The organism is Georgenia halophila, from assembly GCF_039541595.1.
In genome coordinates this window covers 231,475-249,676 of sequence record NZ_BAABGN010000013.1, presented here as the reverse complement: position 1 = coordinate 249,676, position 18,202 = coordinate 231,475, and the positions used below count along the sequence as shown (strand labels likewise).

The following is an 18,202-nucleotide window of genomic DNA, read 5'->3' as shown; positions in this document are numbered from 1 at the left end:
CGTTATCCCTTCAGCCCAGTCGTGGCAATCCCTTCGATGAGGCGGCGTTGGAAGATCATGAATATGACGAAGACGGGCAGGAGGGACAGCGTCGTCATGGCGAACAGCTCCCCGTAGGAGGACTCGCCCATGCTGTTCATGAACATGCGCAGGCCCAGCGGCACGGTGTACTGATTGACGTCCGCCAGGTAGATCAGCGGGCCCATGAAGTCCTCGTACGTCCAGATGAAGGTGAACACTGCCGTGGTCGCCAGTGCTGGACCCATCAGCGGCAGAAGTACCCGGACAAACCGCTGCAGGTGCCCGCAACCGTCGATCTCGGCGGCCTCGTCGAGCTCTCGGGGGATGCTCCGCATGAATTGCACGAGCAGGAAGATGAAGAACGCGTCGGTGGCGAGGAACTTCGGGACGATGAGCGGCAGATAGGTGTCGACCCATCCGACCGCCGTGAAGATGGTGTACTGCGGCACAAGCGTCGCGTGAACGGGAATCATGACCGTGGCGAGCATGACGGCGAACCAGAGACGCTTCAGCGGAAACTCGACCCGGGCGAACGAGTAGGCCGCCATGGTGCACGCGACGAGGTTTCCGATCACCGCGCCCACGGAGACGACGGCGGAGTTGATGAGGAACCGGCCGAATCCTGGCGGGTTCGCCGCCCATCCGTCGGGATAGTTGGCGAAGACCAGCTCGCTGGGCAGGAAGGTCTCGGACGAGAAGATCTGGTCCTCGGGCACGAGGGACCCCCGAGCCATCCACAGCAGCGGGTACAGCATGCCGACGCAGAGCATGACGAGGCCGGCGTGCAGCAGGACGCGTTTGAACCTCTTGGCGGCTGCGCCGCCTCGAGCATCGACCGGCGGGCGGTCCACCGTCCGGAAGGTCACCATCATCGGCCCCCGTCCGCGTAGAAGACCCAGCGCTTGGAGCTGAGGAAGGCCACAGCGGTGAACATCGCGATGATCGCGACGAGGATCCACGCCAGCGCCGAGGCGTAGCCCATCTCGAACTCGGTGAAGGCCCGCTGGTAGAGGTACAGGGTGTAGAAGAGCGTGGATCCCACCGGGCCTCCGGTGCCGTTGCTGATGATGAACGAGGGCGTGAACGCCTGGAAGGCGACGATCGTCTGCATCACGAGGTTGAAGAAGACGATCGGTGTCAGCAGGGGCAGCGTGATGGAGAAGAATCGGCGGAGGGCGCCGGCTCCGTCCACGTAGGCGGCCTCGATCAGATCCGCGGGGATGTTACGAAGACCCGCGAGGAAGATGATCATCGGCGAGCCGAACTGCCACACCGCGAGAACGATGATCGTCATGAGCGAGTAGTCCGGGTCGGCGATCCAGTTCGGTCCCTGGATGCCGACGAGGCCGAGCAGATCGTTGACCGTCCCCTCCCGGCCGAAGAGCTGACGCCACAGCACCGCTATGCCGACGCTCCCACCGAGCAGGGAAGGCAGGTACAGCACCGACCGGTAGAAGGTCATGCCCCGCATGGCGCGGTTCATCACGATCGCGAGACTCAGCGCGACGATCAGTCGCAGCGGAACCGAGACGAGGACGTAGGTGAAGGTCACGCCGACCGACTGCCGGAAGTCCTCGTCATCGGTGAGGATCTCCGTGTAGTTCCCGAGCCCGACCCACTGCGCGTCCGTGAACAGGTCGTACTCGGTGAATGACAGGTACGCCGAGGCGGCCATCGGTCCCAGCACGAGGGTGAACAGACCGAGGAACCACGGGAGCAGGAAGAGGTAGCCGGCCACGGTCGCCGAGCGCCTCCGCCTCGGGGTGCGCCGTGGCGGACGCACCTCTTCCGCGCCCGGGCCGTCGACGCGCGCTCGGTCGCGCTGGGACGGCTCGCTCGCCACGGTGGGTGCACCGCTCGTTGAGCTGGTGCTCATTCGAGCTCTGCGGCGGTGGAGAAGAACTCGTCCACCGCGTCCGGGATGGTCGTGCTACCGAAAGCGACGGCCTCGTTGAGCTCGCTGAGCAGCGTGCGGAGCTCGGCGAAACCGGCCGGCCACAGGCGGTTGAGCGGGGTCGAGGTCTCCGCGACCTCGTCCATGTAGTCCATCGCCGCCTGCTCCTCGTCGGACAGGGTGCCGGCAAGCTGGTCACGGGCCTCCTGCGACGGCGGCATCCCCAACGAGACGCCGATCGCCTCACGGGCTTCCTCGTCGTTGATGAAGTGGTTGATGGCGTCCACGGCGGCGTCCTGGTTGTCGCTGGTGGCCGACACCGACCACAGGCTGGCCGCGTTCATCCAGAGACTGGGGTTCTCGGCGTCGTACGGGGGAAGGCTGAGCGACAGATCCGCGTCCATCAGACGCGTGTACGCGATGTAGTCCTGCGTCCAGCCGAACCCCATGGCCGCGCGACCCTGGGCCAGCGGCGCGTTGGGAAGCTCCCCTTGTCCCTCGGCCGTCACGTCCGCCGGCGGCGCGCCGCCCGCCTGACGAAGCTCCTCCCAGTACTCGAGCCAGGCGGTCAGGTCCTCGGGCGTCGCGTTGAGGGAACCGTCTTCCGCGTAGAACTGCCGGCCGTCGTCGCGGACGGCCAGGATGAACAGGATGAGGTCGCCGCCGCCGTCCTGGATCCCCCAGACGTCGTCGCCGAGCGCCTCATGGGCGTCGACGGCCACCTCGGCCAGCTCGTCCCAGGTGTACTCACCCTGCGGCACCGAGACCCCCGCCTCGTCCAGCAGCTTGTCGTTGGCTACCAGGCCCATGGCGTTGGAGGCCGCGACGACGCCGTAGAGCTCGTCCCCGACCGCGCCGAACTGCTTCAGTCCTTCGTCGACGATCTCGGCGTCCAGGCCCTCGGCCCCGCTGAGATCCATCAGCGTGCCCCTGCTCGAGTACTCGGGGATCTGGCTGCCGGCCTGCATGATCAGATCGGGCGGGTTTCCGCCCGCCGTCTGCGTGGCCAGGCGGTCCCAGTAGCCGTCCCACGGCTGACTCTCCCGGGCGACGTCGACTCCCGACGCCGCCGCGTAGGCGTCGAAGGCCTCGTTCAGCGCCTGGTTCTCTGAGTCCCCGCCCCACCACGTCGCGCGCATCGCTTCGGAACCGCCGCCGCCGTCACCGGAGGATCCACCTCCGGCGGGCGCGCTGACTCCGCAGCCGGCCACGGCGAGGGCAACCCCGAGCATCGCCGTTGCGCCCACGGCGAAGGGACGCGACGAACAGCGGATTTCAGACTTGGACATGAGGAAACCTCCGGGGTACCGGCGTCACTGACGGATGGGGCGCGCATTGGCGTTCTAACGTTGTATTCCAACGTTAGAACGGTAAGATAGTGAGCGATGAAGAGGTCTGTCAACGATTGCAGCGCCGAGAGTCGACCTTTCGGGTCGCCTCGACGGCTCGAGCCCGGGACGGCACCGTGACGGCGGCGGCAGGCAGGTCGGGATCCGCACGGCCGGGGCGACGCCCCAGCGTCAAGGACGTCGCCGAGCGCGCGGGCGTGTCGTGGAAGACGGTGTCCAACGTCGTGAACAACCGCACGAATGTGCGGCCCGAGACCCGCGCGAGGGTGGAAGCGGCGATCCGCGAGCTCGGGTACCGCACCAGCATGGCCGGCCGCCAGCTCCGGTCTGGCAGGACCTACCTGCTCGCCGTCGCGCTCCCCGACCTGACAATGCCGTACTTCGCGCACCTCGCCCACAGCATCATCCGGTCGGCCGAGGCGCGCGGCTACACCGTCCTCATCAGCGAGACGAACGGCCGGCCGGAGTCCGAGCGGTACGTGGCCGGCGGTTTCGACGCACAGTTCGCGGACGGCATCATCCTGCGGCCGGAGGGCCTCGACAGCACGACTGTCACGCAGGCTCACGGCCCCCTGCCGCTGGTGCTCCTCGGCGAACGCGTCGACGGCTCGCACCTGGACCACGTGATCGTCGACAACCAGACGTCCGGCCAGGAGACGACCCAGCACCTGCTCGATCTGGGGCGGCGGTCGCTGGTGTTCGTCGGCGCGCAGGAATCGCGTCAGTTCGGCCCGGGCTGGCTCCGCATGCTCGGGTACCGCGAGGCGATCGAGAAGGCCGGCATCGACTTCCAGCCGTCCCGAGTCGTGCCCGCACGGCACTTCACACGCGAGTCCGGCCTGCTCGCGGTCCAGGAGCTTCTCGGGCGCGGGCTACCGTTCGACGGCCTGGTCTGCGCGAGCGACCTGATCGCCATCGGCGCGATGCATGCCCTCCGACGGCGTGGCCTCCGCGTCCCGGAGGACGTCGCCGTCACGGGCTGGGACAACATCCCGGAGGGCGCCTACTCGAACCCGACGCTGACCACCGTCGCACCCGACATCGCGACGAGCGCGGACCGGGCCGTCGAACTCTTGGTCCGCCGGATCGAAGACCAAGACGCGGCCCCGCGAGAGGTCGTCGCCGGGCACAAGTTGATCCGGCGCGAGAGCACGGCAGCCGCCGGCTGAAGAGGCTAGCCCGTGTAGGCGCCCTGCCACACGACGTCGAACGGGGTGCGCGCCGTGAGGCGCCCCTCGATGGCCGCCGTCACCATGTCCTTGGCGGTCGCGACCGCGTCGAAGACCTCAGCGCCCTTGGCCAGCTCTGCGGCGACCGCGGCGGCGAGCGTGCAGCCGGCGCCGGACACGCGCTCCTCCCCCACCTTCGGCACCGAGAACACGTGCGGCTCGACGCCGTCGAAGAGCACGTCGACGGCATCATCGCCCGGCAGCTCGACGCCACCCTTGGCGAGCACGTACTGCGGGCCGAGGTGGTGGATCCGGCGGGCAGCCTCGACGAGGTCGTCGACGGTCTCGATGACGTCCATGCCGGAGAGCGTCTTGGTCTCGAACATGTTGGGCGTGACGACGGTGGCGTGCGGCAGGACCCGCTCGCGCAGCGCGTTGTCCGTGTCCAGGGCGGCGCCGGGCTCCTGGCCCTTGCAGATGAGGACGGGATCGAGGACGACGTGCCGGAAGGACTGTTCGGCCAGGGCCTTGCCGACCACATCGATGGTGGCCGGCGTACCCAGCATGCCGATCTTGACGACCTCGAGTTCGTAGGTGGCGGTGGCCGCCTCGATCTGGTCGGCGATGACCTCCGGGTCGACCGGCACGAAGCGGTGCGCCCAGCCGGCCTTCGGATCGAACGAGACGATGCAGGTGAGTGTGCCGACACCGAACACGCCGAGCTGCTGGAAGGTCTTCAGGTCGGCCTGGATGCCGGCGCCGCCGGTCGCCTCGGAGCCGGCGATGACGTAGGCGGGGTTGACCATCGGGTCCTCCGTTCGGTGGGTCTCTGCCAAGCACGCGGCGTACCAAACTACCGGAGCGGGGCTGCGATCACGCCCGACGGCGCAGCAGGCGGTAGCCGCCGACACCCAGCGCCGCCGCAGCGACCGTCCGGCCCATGCTCCGGGCACGGCCGTGGTGGCCGCCGTGCACGGTGGGCGCCTCGCCGGCGTCCCCGTACAGGCTGCCGGTTGTCTGTGGGACGCGCCGCCGGGACAGGTGTGTGCGCGAGACGACCCCGGACATGAACCGTTCCATGGTGCCCGGGAACAACCGGTGCTTGAGGACGACGATCCGCCCGATCGTGCCGACGACGGCCTCGCGTCGAGGACTGCGCACGAGGGAGCAGATCGTCCGCGCGACTCGTTCCGGGGTATACAGCGGTGGGATCGGCCGGGCCTCGCGGCCGGTGAAGTTGGCGACCTGCCGGTAGTACGGGGTGTCGACGCTCGGCGGCAGGACGGAGCAGACGTGGACGTCCTTGGCGCCGGCCAGTCTGAGCTCCTGTCGCAGGCTGAAGCCGAGCGCGCGCACCGCGGACTTCGACATCGAGTAGGCGCTGTTGTAGGGGGCCGGCACCTCGCCGAGCACCGACGAGACGTTGATGACCACGCCCGCCCGCTGCCTGATCATCTGCTCGACGGCGACGCGCGAGCCGTGGACGACGCCCACGACATTGACCTCGAGAAGGCGTTGCAGGTCGTGCAGCGGGGTGTCGAGGAACGGCGCGACGATGCCGACGGCGGCGTTGTTCACCCACACGTCGATCCGGCCCAGCTCCGTCACGGTTCGGCGGGCCAGGTCGATGACGCCACGCTCGTCCGCGACATCGGTGCTGACCACGATGGCCTCGGCACCGTGCTCGCGGCATTCGGCGGCAAGGGTCTCCAGCGGCTCCCTCCGGCGAGCGGCCAGGACGACGGCGGCACCCTCCTTGGCGAACCGGAGCGCGGTGGCGCGGCCGATACCGTCCGAGGCACCGGTGATGACGACGACGGATCCCTTGATGCGCACGACTACCTCCTCGGCGTCTGGATCCCGACGATAGATCGGCCCTGTGCTCGGCGCGCGTCAGGGCGCAGGGCGTCCTACGTTGGCGCCATGAGCGAGAACACGGACGGCACCATCAAGGAACCCGACGAGTGGGCCACCGGTGATGAGCCTGCGACGGGCGCCCAGCTGAGCTATCTCGAGACGCTCGCCCGGGAGGCGGGCCGCGAGCTGCCGGAGAATCCCACCAAGGCGCAGGCATCGGAGCTGATCGACGAGCTGCAGGACCAGAGTGGCCGCGTCTCCGGTGGGGACGACGCCTAGCCGTTCCCTTCGCGGCGCCGAGATTCTCGACCGCTCAGCTGCGCCTCGTTGCTCGGTCGTCCCACCCTTCGGACAGGCCCGGTCCGATCGTTCACGGCTCGGACGGGCCCGCCGGCCAGCGTCAGCCTCACCCAGACTTGGCTGTGCCGCCGGACCACGACCGGCGGCAGGAGAAGAAGGGTGAGCCACATGGACACCGCCGAGCTGCGGGCGACGCAACGCCCGCTGAAGCAGCGCTACCGCGAGGACCCGGGTGCGGCCGTCGTCACCCTGCGCGCCGAGGGGGACCTCGACACCGGTGGCGTCAGCTGCTCCGTGAGCACCGGCCGGGCGCTGGTCGAGGCCGGCCTGCACCCGGCCACCGGCGGGACCGGCACTCTGGCCTGCTCCGGGGAGATGCTCCTCGAGTCCCTCGTGGCATGCGCGGGAGTCACCCTCGGCGCCGTGGCGACCAACACGGGCCTGGACGTCACCGGCCGCGTGCGCGCCGAGGGCGACTGGGATGCCCGCGGCACGCTCGGCGCCGACCGTGACGCGCCTGTGGGTCTGACCTCGATCCGGCTGACCTTCGACCTCGAGTCCGACGCATCAGCGGAGGAGCTCGACAAGCTCGTCGAGACCACGGAGCGGTACTGCGTGGTGCTTCAGACGCTCCAGAACGGCCCGGCCATCACCGTCGACCGCGGCTGACCCGCTTCACGAGGGCGCTGCGGACGCTGCGTGGCGTTGAGCAGGTGATGCGTCCGACGGGCGGTCGTGTCGGGGCCTGCACGTATCGTCGCGGAATGGACCTCAACCTCGTAGGCCGCCGCGCCTTCGTCTCTGCCAGCACGGCGGGCATCGGGCTGGAGATTGCCCGTTTCCTCGCCAGTGAGGGCGCCGCCGTCACGATCCACGGGAGAGACCCTGCCCGCGCAGCGGACGCCCTCGCACAGGATCTCGCCGGCCACAGCTCCGTCGAGACCGTCCTCGGTGACCTCGGGGACGCCGAGGAGCGCACCCGTGTCGCGGACCGCGTCGCGAGTGGTGCTTACGACATCCTCGTCAACACTGCCGGTCCGTTCAGCGAGCATGCCTTCGCCGAGGCCGAGCCCGAGCATTGGCTCGACGCGTACCGGAGCAATGTCATCAGCGCCGTCGAGCTGAGCCGACGAGCAACACCTGGCATGACCGAGCGTGGCTGGGGCCGGATCATCACCCTGGGAACACGCGGTGTGCGGACGCCGTTGCCGAACATGATCGAGTACTCGGCCGCGAAAGCGGCCCTGCAGAACGCCACGACCGCGATGGCCCGTAGCCTCGCCGGCACAGGCATCACCGTGAACATGGTCAGCCCGGGTGTCATCCTCACGCCCGGCCTCCGTGCGATGTTCACGGCCCGTCCCGAGTACGCCGAGCGGTCCTGGGACGCGATCGAGTCCGAGGTGGCGACCACCTACGCACCGAACCCCGTGGGGCGACTTGGGCGCCCAGCCGACATCGCCGCCGCCGTCGCGTTCCTGGCCAGTGACCTAGCCTCTTACATCACCGGTGTGGAGCTGCCGGTCGACGGCGGGATCACCGGCGCCCGGTAGCCGCATGCCACCTACGCCTGGGCACTCGCTCCGCGTGCGAGCTCGGCCTCGTAGGACCGCTGCAGCCGCTCGGAGACCGACGGCGTCCCCGGCGCCCGCGCGACACCCAGATGCTGCTCGCGCAGCTCGTCCATGAACTCCTCCCACAGCTCGGGCCCACCCTCGTCGAGGATCTTCGCCCGGATGCTGAGCTCCGGTGCCACCGGCAGGAACTTGGTGCCCCACGCTCCGAGGGAGGCGAGCACTGGAACGAGCTGGATAGCCTGCTCGGTCAGGCTGTAGATCTGCTTCTGCTTGTGCGTCGGGTCCTGCACCCTGGTGACGATCCCGGCCGCGACGAGACGCCGGAGCCGCTCACTGAGGATGTTCGAGGCGATGCCCTCCTCCGACCGCGTGAGCAGCTCGCGGAAGTGGCGGCGGTTGCCGAACATCATGTCCCTGATCACCAGCAGCGACCACTTGTCCCCGATGACCTCCAGCGAGAGGTTGATCGGGCAGCCGGAGCGGTGCGCGTCGGCCACGTCGACCATCTCCCTCTGCATCTCCGGAACTAACTGGTTGCAGTTTACCTCCGCACGCGGTTAACCTCATCCCACACCAATTGCATCTAGCAATCACTCGCCGAGGAGCGGCAGAGATGGGCATCGTGACGTGCGACGTGACGGTCTCGGTCGACGGGTTCGTCGCCGGCCCGCGCCAGAGCAGGGACGCTCCGCTCGGCGTCGGCGGCGAGCGGCTCCACCGCTGGCAGTTCGAGGACGCCGAGAACAACGCGGCCGAGGTCGCGGCCATCACTCAAGCCGGCGCCTTCATCATGGGCCGCAACATGTTCGGACCGATCCGGGGCCCGTGGTCGGAGCCGTGGGACGGGTGGTGGGGCGCCGAGCCGCCGTACCACGCGCCGGTCTTCGTCCTCACCCACCACCCGCGAGAACCACTCGAGATGGCCGGTGGGACCACCTTCGCCTTCGTCACCGACGGGATCCGTGCCGCGCTCGAGCAGGCCTTGGATGCTGCCGGCGAGCGCGACGTCGCCGTCGCCGGTGGCGCCGAGACGATCAATCAATACCTCGCCGCCGGACTGATCCACGAGCTTCGGCTGCACGTCGCGCCCATGGTCCTCGGTGGCGGCGCGCGCCTCTTCGACGGAGTCGGAGACCTCGGCCTGACTCCGGTGAGCGCCCGCGCCACCCGGCTTGTCACGCACACCACCTACCGCGTCGACGGCCCTTCGGAGGGAACCTGATGACCACCGCGACCCACCTCCTGATCCGCGGCTTCCGTCCCGGTACGGATGCCGGTCCCGTGACGGGCTGAGCCATGGCCAAGCTCTTGTACTCCGTGACGATGTCCGCCGACGGGTTCATCGCGGGCCCCGGCGGGGACATGTCGTGGCTGACCGAGCACCTCGGAGCCGACCCCGTGATGGACGAGCTGATCGCCGGCGTCGGGGCACTCCTGGTCGGCGCCCGCACCTTCGGTGGCGACGACCCGCACCGCGGTGACCCCGAGCGCGAGGGCGCATTCGAGGGCGAGTGGGACGGCCCGCAGGTGGTGCTCACCCACCGCCCGCCGGCCCAGCCGGTCACACGCACGACGTTCCTGGACGACGTACGCACAGCTGTCGAGGCCGCACGAGACGCGGCCGGAGGCAAGGAGTACGTCAACGTCCTCGGGGCCGACGTGGCCCGTCAATGCCTGGAGCTCGGTGCCCTCGACGAGGTCCTCACCTGCGTCGCACCGGTCTTCCTCGGGGACGGCACGCGCCTCTTCGAGCGACCGGGCGGCACGCGCGTAGGCCTCGAGCGCATCCGACAGTGGCACACTCCTCGGACGACGAACAGCTGGTACCGCGTCGTCTGACGACGCACTCATGCGCAGCCCCGATCTCCTTGACCTCGCGCCGTCCCAGGGCGACCGACGGATCCGCTCGACCTCACCGACAAGACCCGGGGCCCACCCAGGGACCGACACCCGCTCGAGACGAGACCCCGACCACCGTCATACCCGGCTATCAGGAGCACCGACGTGCGGTCAATGTCCCTGATGCTGTAACAGGCGTCGCCTACGCTCGGAAGGAGGGGCTCATGAACGAGGGGGGCAATCGATGAAGAGTGGGCGCCAGCGGCCTTGGTTTCGTCATGGCGGCTTCCGGTGGATCATCGGGTGCATAGGTGCCCTCACCGCTGCGGCCTCGGTGGCATTTGTCGTGAGTCCATGGCCCGGGACTCTGCTTCTCCGGACGCTGTTCAAGAGAGACAGCGCCCGGCTACTTGGTGCCATGGAGCTGCACGCTCCGGCCGGGGTGATCCACAAGCAGAAATCGGCGTACCGCGACGACGATCCGGATGCGACATTTCACCTCTACCGCCCGGAAGACGCTTCAGGGCAGCTTCCTGCAGTGATATGGATCCACGGGGGCGCTTGGATCTCCGGAGGCGCTGCTGACGATGTTCCCTACTTCGAGCTGATTGCCGAACACGGGTACACCGTCATCGGGGTCGACTACTCTCTCGGCCCCGAGCGGATCTACCCAACCGCAGTTCACCAGCTCAATGATGCACTTTCCTACATCAACGCACACGCGGAACGGTTGCATGTGGATCCTGACAGGATCGTGCTGGCCGGCGACTCCGCGGGCGCTCAACTGGCAACCCAGCTCTCGGTGCTCACCACGAATCCCGAGTATGCCGGCGAACTCGGCGTGAAACCCGCCTTGCACGCCGTCCAGCTGCGCGGCGTAGTACTGAACTGCGGAATATACGATGTGAGGGCCCTGCTCGGGGCGAAAGGGCTTCTGGGATGGGGCGACGGTATAGCGATCTGGGCCTATACGGGTTCTAAAGCCATCGATGATTCAGCGGCTGTCCGTCAGATGTCGACGATTCACCATGTGAATCGCGCCCACCCCCCGGTCTACATCAGTGGCGGCAATGGCGACCCACTGACCAAGGAACAGTCTGAGCCGATGGCCGCGCGGTTGGCAGAGCTTGGGATCGACGTCACTACCCTGTTCTGGCCGACGAATCACACCCCGCCCCTTCCGCACGAGTATCAGTTCAACCTAGACAACGCCGAAGGTCGGACCGCATTCGCGAAAACGCTGGAGTTCCTCGAGCAGCGACTCGTGTCGTGAGCAGGGCCGCCATCAAGTCTAGGGCAGCGGTGAAAGGAGTGGGTCATGGAAAGACTGTTTCCCTGGTCATTTTTTAGGGGCCATTTCCGGTCCCTGTCCGATCGGAAGGAGACGTCAAGCCGGCAGAACTGGCCCTTGACCCTGCTGGTTTACGGTCTCCCACTCGCGGTTCTCATTCTGTGCTGGCAGCTCGAGCAGACGTTCCAGACTCCGGTAGTTCTTCAGGAGCCTGGGGCGGTACTGACCGCGGCAGCGTTGCTCACTGGCGGTGCCCTGACAGCTTTCACTCACCTCCACGCCTTACGCCTCAGGCTGACCGAGCGGATAAACGAATCCACCCAGACGGACAGGGACATGCTTGATGAAGTCGCGGTGCACCTCATCATGGCGGCCCTGGCCTCCATCTTTACCGCCTTCGTGCTGGTTCTCGGCATAACTTTTGCCACCGGGAACACCAATGGTGGCGTGATGAGCGGGCCATTCGCATGGATCGTCTTCGCCTCACTCACCTTCAAGGCCCTGCTCTACTGGATAGCGTTTCCACGTCTGTACCTGACGTACGTCCGGCTTAACGATGTCTCGTCGCGGATGTCTGGCACCGAATCCACTCCTTAGGGCGGACACCTGAAACAGACCCGCGCATCGCGATTGTCGTAGCGCTCGCCCTGACCTACCGAAGCGGCGTCAGCCTCCGCGCCACCACGATCTGGCTCCGCTTACGGTAGATAGATCGAGGTTGCTGGGAGCACGCGCATCCGGAGACGGTGGAGGTGATGAGGCATGACAGAACCCGGCACCGTCCAGCCACGTGCACGTGGCTGGCAGCTCACTGCGGGCACCGCGGTGGTAGCCGTGCTCGCCGTCCCTGCCGGTCTCGGCCTCGCCGTCTTCGGGTTTTTCGGCTGGTGCGTCGGTCCGTTGGTCCTCGTCGCGGGCCTTGCCGGGCAACGCCGCCGTGGACGGGCATGGGCGGTCTGGATCGGCGTCGGGCTGACTCTGGGAGCGCTGGCATACATCACCATCGGTCTGCTTACCCCCGACGGACCATCATCCGGCGGCGGATCGGGCTCACCGCTGAACTAGACCGCTGTACCAAAACGTCGGCGACACCATCAGGACCACAGGGAACGCGCACTAGCCCGCGCGGGATCCAACCACGTGGTAGCCCCGGTCGTGCAGCATCTGCAGCACGCTGTCGCAGTGGTCCGGCCCCTGGGCCTCGAGCTCCACGGAGATCTCGACCTCGTCGACCGCGAGCTCGGCATAGGTACGGATGTGCTCCACGCTCAGCACGTTGGCGCCGTCCCCGGCGAGGTCCTGCAGCAACGCTGCGAGGCTCCCGGGGCTGTCCCGGACCCTGACACGCATCTCCAGGTAGCGCCCCGAGGCGGACATGCCGTGGCGGACGATCCGCAACAGGATCAAGGGATCGACGTTGCCGCCCGAGAGCAGCACCACCACGGGCCCCGGGAAGGCGTCCGGGTCGCCGAGCAACGCCGCCACACCGGCCGCCCCCGAGGGTTCGACCACCATCTTGGCGCGCTCGGCCACATAGAGGACGGCTCGAGAGAGCTCGCTCTCGCCGACGGTGCGCACGTGGATCGCGTGCCGGCGGATCACCGAGAAGGGCACGTCTCCGGGCACCCCGACCGCGATGCCGTCCGCCATGGTGTCCACGGCGGCCCACGGCACCGGTCGCCCTTCCGCCAGGGACCGGGGATAGGTGGCGGCACCGGCTGCCTGCACGCCGACCACGGTGATGTCCGGGTCGACGGCGTGCGCGGCCGCGGCCACCCCGGCGAGGAGCCCGCCGCCCCCGGTCGGGACGATGATGGTGCGCGCGTCGGGTACCTGCTGGAGGATTTCCAGGCCGAGCGTGCCCTGCCCGGTGACGATGTCCGCGTGGTCGTACGGATGGATCAGCACCCGGCCCGTGCCGGCCGCCTCGGCGTGTGCGGCCTCCAGCGCCTCAGTGAGGTTCCCGCCCGCCTGCACCACCTCAGCCCCGTACTGGCGCGTGGCGTCCAGCTTGGGCAGCGCCGCCCCGAGCGGCATGAAGACCTTCGCCGAGATACCGAGCTCCCGGGCGGCCAGCGCGACGCCCTGGGCATGGTTGCCGGCCGACGCCGCGACCACGCCGAGCCGGCGCTGCTCCGTGCCCAGTCGGGACATGCGCAGGTAGGCGCCCCGGATCTTGAACGAGCCCGCGCGCTGGAGGTTCTCGGCCTTGAGCCACACCTGCCCCCCGGTCAGACGGGACAGGGAGGCCGAGCTCTCCACAGGCGTGCGGTGCACGACGGCGGAGATCGCCTCGGCGGCCTCCGTGAACGTAGCGAGGCCGGGGTCGAAGTCGGTTGGTTCAGGCTCTGACATCGCATCCTCCGTCGGTGCGTGGCCGGACCGTCGTCAGGCCGCGTACACCTCGGTGCCGCCCAGCCGGGTGGACAGGACTCGGCTCGTTCCGATGCCACGGTCCACCAGCACCGTGTCGCCGTCGTCGGCCACCCGGTCCGTCAGCCCCAGGACGCGGGCCGGGTTCAGCGTCGCCATCGCCAGCAGGGCCTCGGGGTCGACCGGCAGGTGTGCACGCGCCCAGTCGAGGCAGCCGAGCAAGGACCGTCCCGATCCCGCAAGCAGCTCGGTGCCGGTGAGGGTGAGCCGCCCGTCGGCGTCGACCGTGACGCTGCCTCCGACCGGCGTGCGGTACTCCCCCGGCGCATTGCCGGCAAGGGCCGCAGAGTCAGAGGTGAGCACGCAGCACCGGGAAGACTTGGCGCGGATCATGGCCGTGAGCACGTCGACCGGCAGGTGGTGCCCGTCGGCGATGAGCATGGCGTCGAGCTCGTCGGCGGCGAGCTGCGCCCAGATGTGGTTGGGGTGGCGCGGCACGGTCCGGTACGTCCCGTTGCCGAGGTGCGTGCTCAACGTCGCTCCGGCCCGCGCCGCGGCACGGACCTGTTCGGCCGTGGGAGCGCAGTGACCGAGCGAGACCAGGACGCCGCGCGTTCTCGCTGCCTTGATGTAGGCCTCCGTGCCCGGGCGTTCGGGGGCGAGGGTCACCACACGCACCAGCCCGCCGCTGGCCTCCTGCCACCGATCGAGCTCGGCGACGTCCGGATCGCGCAGGTGACGGACGTCGTGCGCTCCGCGAGGACCGTCGTCGGGATGGAGCGACGGGCCCTCCACGTGCACCCCGGCTATGGAGTGGGCCACCAGCGGGTCGGTCTGCCGTGCCGCGGCGACGGCGCGCAGGGCATGGACGATCTTCGCCTCCGGAGCGGTGATGATGGTCGGGAGGTAGGTGGTCACACCCTGCGCCCACAGGGCACGGGTGAGCTCGACGACGGTTGCCGGCTCGAGCTCGTCGGCGTTGACGTCCAGTCCGGCGTAGCCGTTGACCTGAAGGTCGACCAGGCCCGCGTGGCGCACGACCCCCGCCCCGAAGGTCTCAGGAGCGGTCATCGGCGCCGGTCTCGATCGGTACGCCGGCGGCCCGCTCGACGGCGGCGGCGGCGGCGTCGACCGCGGCGGCGTCGACGGCGGCGGCGTCGACGGCGGCGGCGTCGCCGAGCAACGACGCGGCACCCTCGTCGAGGTGGATCGAGGCCGCGCCGTGCGTACGCAGGACGCTGGCCGGGCAGCGTGCGGTCACCGGACCGGTCAGGGCGCAGGACACCGCGGCCGCCTTCTGGGACCCGAGGACCGTCGCCACCATCGAACGGGCACCCACCAGGGCCGGGACGGTCAGTGTCAGGGCACGTGTCGGCACGTCGGCCACGGCGGCGAAGAGGCCCTCGTCGACCTGCTGGGTACGAGAGACCTCGTCCAGCTCGACGGTGCGCACCAGCTCGGGGTCGTCGAAGTCCGCCACGTCGGGCTCGTTGAATGCGATGTGGCCGTTCACGCCGATACCCAAGCACGTCACGTCGATCGGCGCCGCCGAGAGCAGCTGGGCGTACCGGGACGCCTCCGCAGCCGGGTCCGCCGTCGGATCGATACGCCGCAGCGTCACGTCGGTGGGCAGGCGGTCCTGAAGCCACTGGCCGAACGCCTGCGGGTGGTCGAACGGCAGACCGAGGTACTCATCCATGTGGAACGCCTGTACCCGACTCCAGTCGATGCGCACATCGGAACGCAGGGCGGCGATGGTCGGCTCCTGAGACGGTGCGCTGGCGAAGATGACCCGGGCCCGCCCGCGCGCGCTGATCGCCTCGAGGACGAGCCGGGACACCCGATCCGCCGCGTGGCGCCCTACCTCGTCGGCCGTACGCGCCACTGTGGTCCCGCCGGCCAGCAGCCGGTCCGTAGTCCTCGACATCTGTCTCCACCAGTTCGTTATGCAAGCGGTTGCAGGGTCACCATAGGCGCGCGCCCACCGCCGGTCAACGACCGCGATGGTCCTCGGGTGGCCGTCGCCTCGTGCACATGCAAGCGCTTGCAGCCGGCCGTGGCCCTCCGTACGCTCCCGATCGACCTCATCGGTGCCGCGCCGAGGACCTGGCGCCCGAACGCAAGGAGGAGCATGGCGCTCGACCACGCCGCCCTGCAGGCCCGCGACCAGCTCGAGCGTGTGATCCTGCCGTTCTGGCTCTCGCGCGGCATCGACCGGACCTACGGAGGCTTTCACACCGGGTTCGACAACCGGGGACGCACCCGGACCACCACGGACAAGTTCACCTGGTCGCAGGGCCGCTTCGTCTGGTTGCTGGCGCGGGCCGCGCAGCACGCCCGCCGTGGGCGGCTCGCGCTCGATGCCCGCACGCTGCTCGCCGACGCCGAGGCGGGCGCCCGGTTCCTCCTCGACCACGCGGTGGTCGGTACGGACACCTGCGCCTTCCGAGTCACCGAGCGGGGTGAGCTCGTCAACGGCACGGCCTCCCCCGCGCGGAGCGTCTATGCCGACTGTTTCGTGGTCATGGGCCTGGCGGAGCTCGCGCGAGCCACGGGCGAGGCCGCCTGGCTGTCCCGGGCGGAGCCGATCCTGGCTCGCGCCCGTGCCGACATCCTGGCCGGCACCGCCCCCACCCCACCGTACGAGGTGCCCGCCGGGTACCGGGCGTTCGGTCCGACGATGATTCTGCTCAACACCCTGCTGGTGCACGCCGAGGCCGCTCGCGCGCTGGGGCTGGAGCTCGGTCCACACCGTCAGTGGCTGGCGCAGGGCCTCGACCTCCTGCTCGCCCACCGCGCCGCGGACGGGACGTTCGCGGAGATGCTTCCGGAGCACGCACCGCCGAGGCCGGACGCACTCCTTGATCGCCACCGCGTGCCGGGGCACGCCATCGAAGGGCTCTGGGTGGCCCTGGACGTGATGGAGCTCCTCGGGGACACGTCACACCAGCGCGAGATTCTCGACTCCGTGCCGGCGCTGTGCTCGCTGGGGTGGGACCCGGTCCACGGCGGCCTGCTGCGCTACACCGACGCCGACGGTGGCGCGCCGCGCGGAAACCGGTCCGACTCGCCGTACGAGGACCTCGTGGCACGGACCTGGGACACGAAGCTGTGGTGGGTACACACGGAGGCGGCCGCTACGGCGGCGATCTCCGCCCGCCGGCACGGTGACGCGGCGTCCGCCGAGTGGTTCGAGCGGATCTGGGACTACACGCTGGACACGTTCCCAGGGGGCGCCGACGGCGAGGAGTGGGTGCAGATCCGGGACCGCGAAGGCCGCCCGCTCGACGAGGTCGTGGCGCTGCCGGTGAAGGACCCGTTCCACATCACCCGCAACCTGATGCAGCTGCTCGTCCCGGCGAACGAAGAGGATCGGTAACGGGTCCTCGGGCCGCCCGCGAGGCGCCGCGGCAGCGCTTCTCCGCGGCGGGGACTCAGCTCGTGCCCGGAGCGGGGGCGGTCGTGCCCCGGACCGTCAACTCACCACGGACCCGCACGTCCTTGACCGCCTCGCCGCGCGCGACCCCGTCGAGCCGCTCGACCACGTGGTTGCCCAGCTCCTCCAGCGGGGCGGTGATGGTCGTCAGGGCCGGCGTGACGGTCCGGGCCAGCAGCACGTCGTCGCACCCGACGAGGCTGAAGTCGTCCGGTACTCGCCGACCGCGCTCCGCCAGCCCCGACAACACCCCGCAAGCCATGAGGTCGTCGAAGGCGAGCACGCCCGTGGCCCCGGAGGCGAGGATCTCCCGGGCCGCCCGGCGGCCATCCTCGAACTGGGCCTCGAACGGTCCCAGCTCGACGAGCTCGGCGCCCTCCTGCCCTGCCGCCGCTCGAACGGCTTCCACCCGTCGCGCTGCTGCCCACGCGTCGGCCGGCCCGCGCATCACCACAAGCTTGTGGTGCCCGTCCGCGACCAGGTTGCGGACGGCCTCGCGCAGAGCGGGGCCGTTGTCGACCACCACGGTCGGCAATCCACGCATCGCGCGGTTGACCACCACGGCCGGCGTCTGCCCGACCGCCTCCTTCAGGGCTGCGCTCGGTGCCCGCGGCGAGGCGATGATCAGCCCTTCGACCTGGGGCTTGAGCTGTGCGACGAGCCCGGGCTCGGCCGCGCCGTTGGCCTCGGCATCCACGAGGAGGACGCCTGAGCCACGTCCGGCGGCCGCCTTCTCGATCGCTCTCACCAACGGAGGAAAGAACGGGTTGGTGATGTCCGGGATCAGCAGCCCGATCAGTCCCGTGCGGCCGGTCGCCAACCCCCTCGCCGCCCAGCTCGGCTCGTACCCTAGCTGTTCCGCGGTGGCGAGGATGCGTTCGCGCACCGATCGTTTCACGAGCTCGGGGCGGGTGAAGGCCCGGGAAACTGTGGACGCGGAGATCCCCAGCTCCTCCGCGATCGAATAGATCGTCGCTCGTTTCATAACGGTCCTCGTTCCGCTCTCGTCATGCGGCAAGCGTCGCACAAGGCGTGCAAGCGGATGCACGTCACGGCGCGTTTCCTCGCGATCCTTCGTTGACGTGGCCAGCGTGCC

At 69.2% G+C, this 18,202-nt stretch carries 20 protein-coding genes; 10 read left to right on the top strand and 10 right to left on the bottom strand.

The features are described 5' to 3' along the window. Positions 1-2: 2 nt before the first annotated feature. The 3 genes from ABD907_RS17330 to ABD907_RS17320 are packed head-to-tail and all read right to left on the bottom strand — an operon-like array spanning position 3 to position 3,204. Positions 3-890: a carbohydrate ABC transporter permease gene (locus ABD907_RS17330; protein ID WP_486334129.1), complete on the bottom strand. Its 888-nt coding sequence runs from the start codon at positions 888-890 to the stop codon at positions 3-5. Beyond that, the gene (locus ABD907_RS17325; protein WP_345217837.1) at positions 890-1,897 is read right to left on the bottom strand and encodes a carbohydrate ABC transporter permease; all 1,008 of its coding nucleotides are present in this window, start codon (positions 1,895-1,897) and stop codon (positions 890-892) included. The genes ABD907_RS17330 and ABD907_RS17325 overlap by 1 nt, the downstream gene beginning before the upstream one ends. Beyond that, on the bottom strand, positions 1,894-3,204 hold the full coding sequence (locus ABD907_RS17320; protein WP_345217835.1) for an ABC transporter substrate-binding protein: 1,311 nt from the start codon (positions 3,202-3,204) through the stop codon (positions 1,894-1,896). The genes ABD907_RS17325 and ABD907_RS17320 overlap by 4 nt, the downstream gene beginning before the upstream one ends. 89 nt (positions 3,205-3,293) lie before the next feature. Here ABD907_RS17320 and ABD907_RS17315 point away from each other — a divergent pair, with 89 nt between their 5' ends. Next, entirely contained in the window at positions 3,294-4,433 is a 1,140-nt protein-coding gene (locus tag ABD907_RS17315) for a LacI family DNA-binding transcriptional regulator (protein WP_345217833.1), read from the top strand. Between the two features lie 5 nt (positions 4,434-4,438). Here the strand turns inward: ABD907_RS17315 and thiD are convergent, their stop codons facing one another. Next, positions 4,439-5,239, bottom strand: a complete 801-nt coding sequence (thiD, locus tag ABD907_RS17310; protein ID WP_345218903.1) for a bifunctional hydroxymethylpyrimidine kinase/phosphomethylpyrimidine kinase — start codon at positions 5,237-5,239, stop codon at positions 4,439-4,441. 67 nt (positions 5,240-5,306) lie between these two features. After that, positions 5,307-6,269 (bottom strand): SDR family oxidoreductase, encoded by a 963-nt coding sequence (locus tag ABD907_RS17305; RefSeq protein ID WP_345217831.1) that lies wholly within the window; start codon positions 6,267-6,269, stop codon positions 5,307-5,309. A gap of 87 nt (positions 6,270-6,356) precedes the next feature. Between ABD907_RS17305 and ABD907_RS17300 the strand changes: the two genes are divergently transcribed. From ABD907_RS17300 to ABD907_RS17290, 3 genes are all read left to right on the top strand, one after another. Next, on the top strand, positions 6,357-6,569 hold the full coding sequence (locus ABD907_RS17300; protein ID WP_345217829.1) for a DUF3072 domain-containing protein: 213 nt from the start codon (positions 6,357-6,359) through the stop codon (positions 6,567-6,569). A 189-nt stretch (positions 6,570-6,758) separates the two neighbouring features. After that, positions 6,759-7,259: an OsmC family protein gene (locus ABD907_RS17295; RefSeq protein WP_345218901.1), complete on the top strand. Its 501-nt coding sequence runs from the start codon at positions 6,759-6,761 to the stop codon at positions 7,257-7,259. Positions 7,260-7,354: 95 nt separating this feature from the next. Continuing rightward, complete coding sequence (locus ABD907_RS17290) at positions 7,355-8,143, top strand: SDR family NAD(P)-dependent oxidoreductase (RefSeq protein WP_345217827.1); 789 nt, start codon at positions 7,355-7,357, stop codon at positions 8,141-8,143. A gap of 11 nt (positions 8,144-8,154) precedes the next feature. On the opposite strand, the gene ABD907_RS17285 is transcribed toward ABD907_RS17290, so the two are convergent. Further along, complete coding sequence (locus tag ABD907_RS17285; protein ID WP_486334128.1) at positions 8,155-8,664, bottom strand: winged helix-turn-helix transcriptional regulator; 510 nt, start codon at positions 8,662-8,664, stop codon at positions 8,155-8,157. 116 nt (positions 8,665-8,780) lie between these two features. Between ABD907_RS17285 and ABD907_RS17280 the strand changes: the two genes are divergently transcribed. The 5 genes from ABD907_RS17280 to ABD907_RS17260 all read left to right on the top strand — a co-directional run bounded on the left by ABD907_RS17280 (position 8,781) and on the right by ABD907_RS17260 (position 12,362). After that, on the top strand, positions 8,781-9,389 hold the full coding sequence (locus tag ABD907_RS17280; RefSeq protein WP_345217823.1) for a dihydrofolate reductase family protein: 609 nt from the start codon (positions 8,781-8,783) through the stop codon (positions 9,387-9,389). A gap of 74 nt (positions 9,390-9,463) precedes the next feature. Further along, entirely contained in the window at positions 9,464-10,006 is a 543-nt protein-coding gene (locus ABD907_RS17275; protein WP_345217821.1) for a dihydrofolate reductase family protein, read from the top strand. A gap of 418 nt (positions 10,007-10,424) precedes the next feature. After that, positions 10,425-11,279 (top strand): alpha/beta hydrolase, encoded by an 855-nt coding sequence (locus ABD907_RS17270; RefSeq protein ID WP_345217819.1) that lies wholly within the window; start codon positions 10,425-10,427, stop codon positions 11,277-11,279. A 45-nt stretch (positions 11,280-11,324) separates the two neighbouring features. Then, positions 11,325-11,894 carry a hypothetical protein gene (locus ABD907_RS17265; RefSeq protein ID WP_345217817.1) on the top strand — a complete coding sequence of 190 codons (570 nt, stop codon included), beginning with the start codon at positions 11,325-11,327 and terminating at the stop codon, positions 11,892-11,894. Between the two features lie 165 nt (positions 11,895-12,059). Next, a complete protein-coding gene (locus ABD907_RS17260) occupies positions 12,060-12,362 on the top strand; it encodes a hypothetical protein (protein ID WP_345217815.1) in 303 nt (100 codons plus the stop codon). Positions 12,363-12,413: 51 nt separating this feature from the next. On the opposite strand, the gene ilvA is transcribed toward ABD907_RS17260, so the two are convergent. The 3 genes from ilvA to ABD907_RS17245 are packed head-to-tail and all read right to left on the bottom strand — an operon-like array spanning position 12,414 to position 15,597. Next, the gene (gene ilvA, locus ABD907_RS17255) at positions 12,414-13,652 is read right to left on the bottom strand and encodes a threonine ammonia-lyase (RefSeq protein ID WP_345217813.1); all 1,239 of its coding nucleotides are present in this window, start codon (positions 13,650-13,652) and stop codon (positions 12,414-12,416) included. Between the two features lie 33 nt (positions 13,653-13,685). Beyond that, a complete protein-coding gene (locus tag ABD907_RS17250) occupies positions 13,686-14,741 on the bottom strand; it encodes an N-acetylglucosamine-6-phosphate deacetylase (protein WP_345217812.1) in 1,056 nt (351 codons plus the stop codon). Continuing rightward, on the bottom strand, positions 14,728-15,597 hold the full coding sequence (locus ABD907_RS17245) for a 6-phosphogluconolactonase (RefSeq protein ID WP_345217810.1): 870 nt from the start codon (positions 15,595-15,597) through the stop codon (positions 14,728-14,730). Before ABD907_RS17245 ends, ABD907_RS17250 begins: the two co-directional genes overlap by 14 nt. A gap of 204 nt (positions 15,598-15,801) precedes the next feature. Here ABD907_RS17245 and ABD907_RS17240 point away from each other — a divergent pair, with 204 nt between their 5' ends. Continuing rightward, positions 15,802-17,049, top strand: coding sequence for an AGE family epimerase/isomerase (locus ABD907_RS17240; protein WP_345217808.1), 1,248 nt, complete (start codon positions 15,802-15,804; stop codon positions 17,047-17,049). A 55-nt stretch (positions 17,050-17,104) separates the two neighbouring features. Here ABD907_RS17240 and ABD907_RS17235 read toward each other — a convergent pair whose 3' ends face one another. Then, positions 17,105-18,091 (bottom strand): LacI family DNA-binding transcriptional regulator, encoded by a 987-nt coding sequence (locus tag ABD907_RS17235; RefSeq protein WP_345217806.1) that lies wholly within the window; start codon positions 18,089-18,091, stop codon positions 17,105-17,107. Between the last annotated feature and the right edge of the window lie 111 nt (positions 18,092-18,202).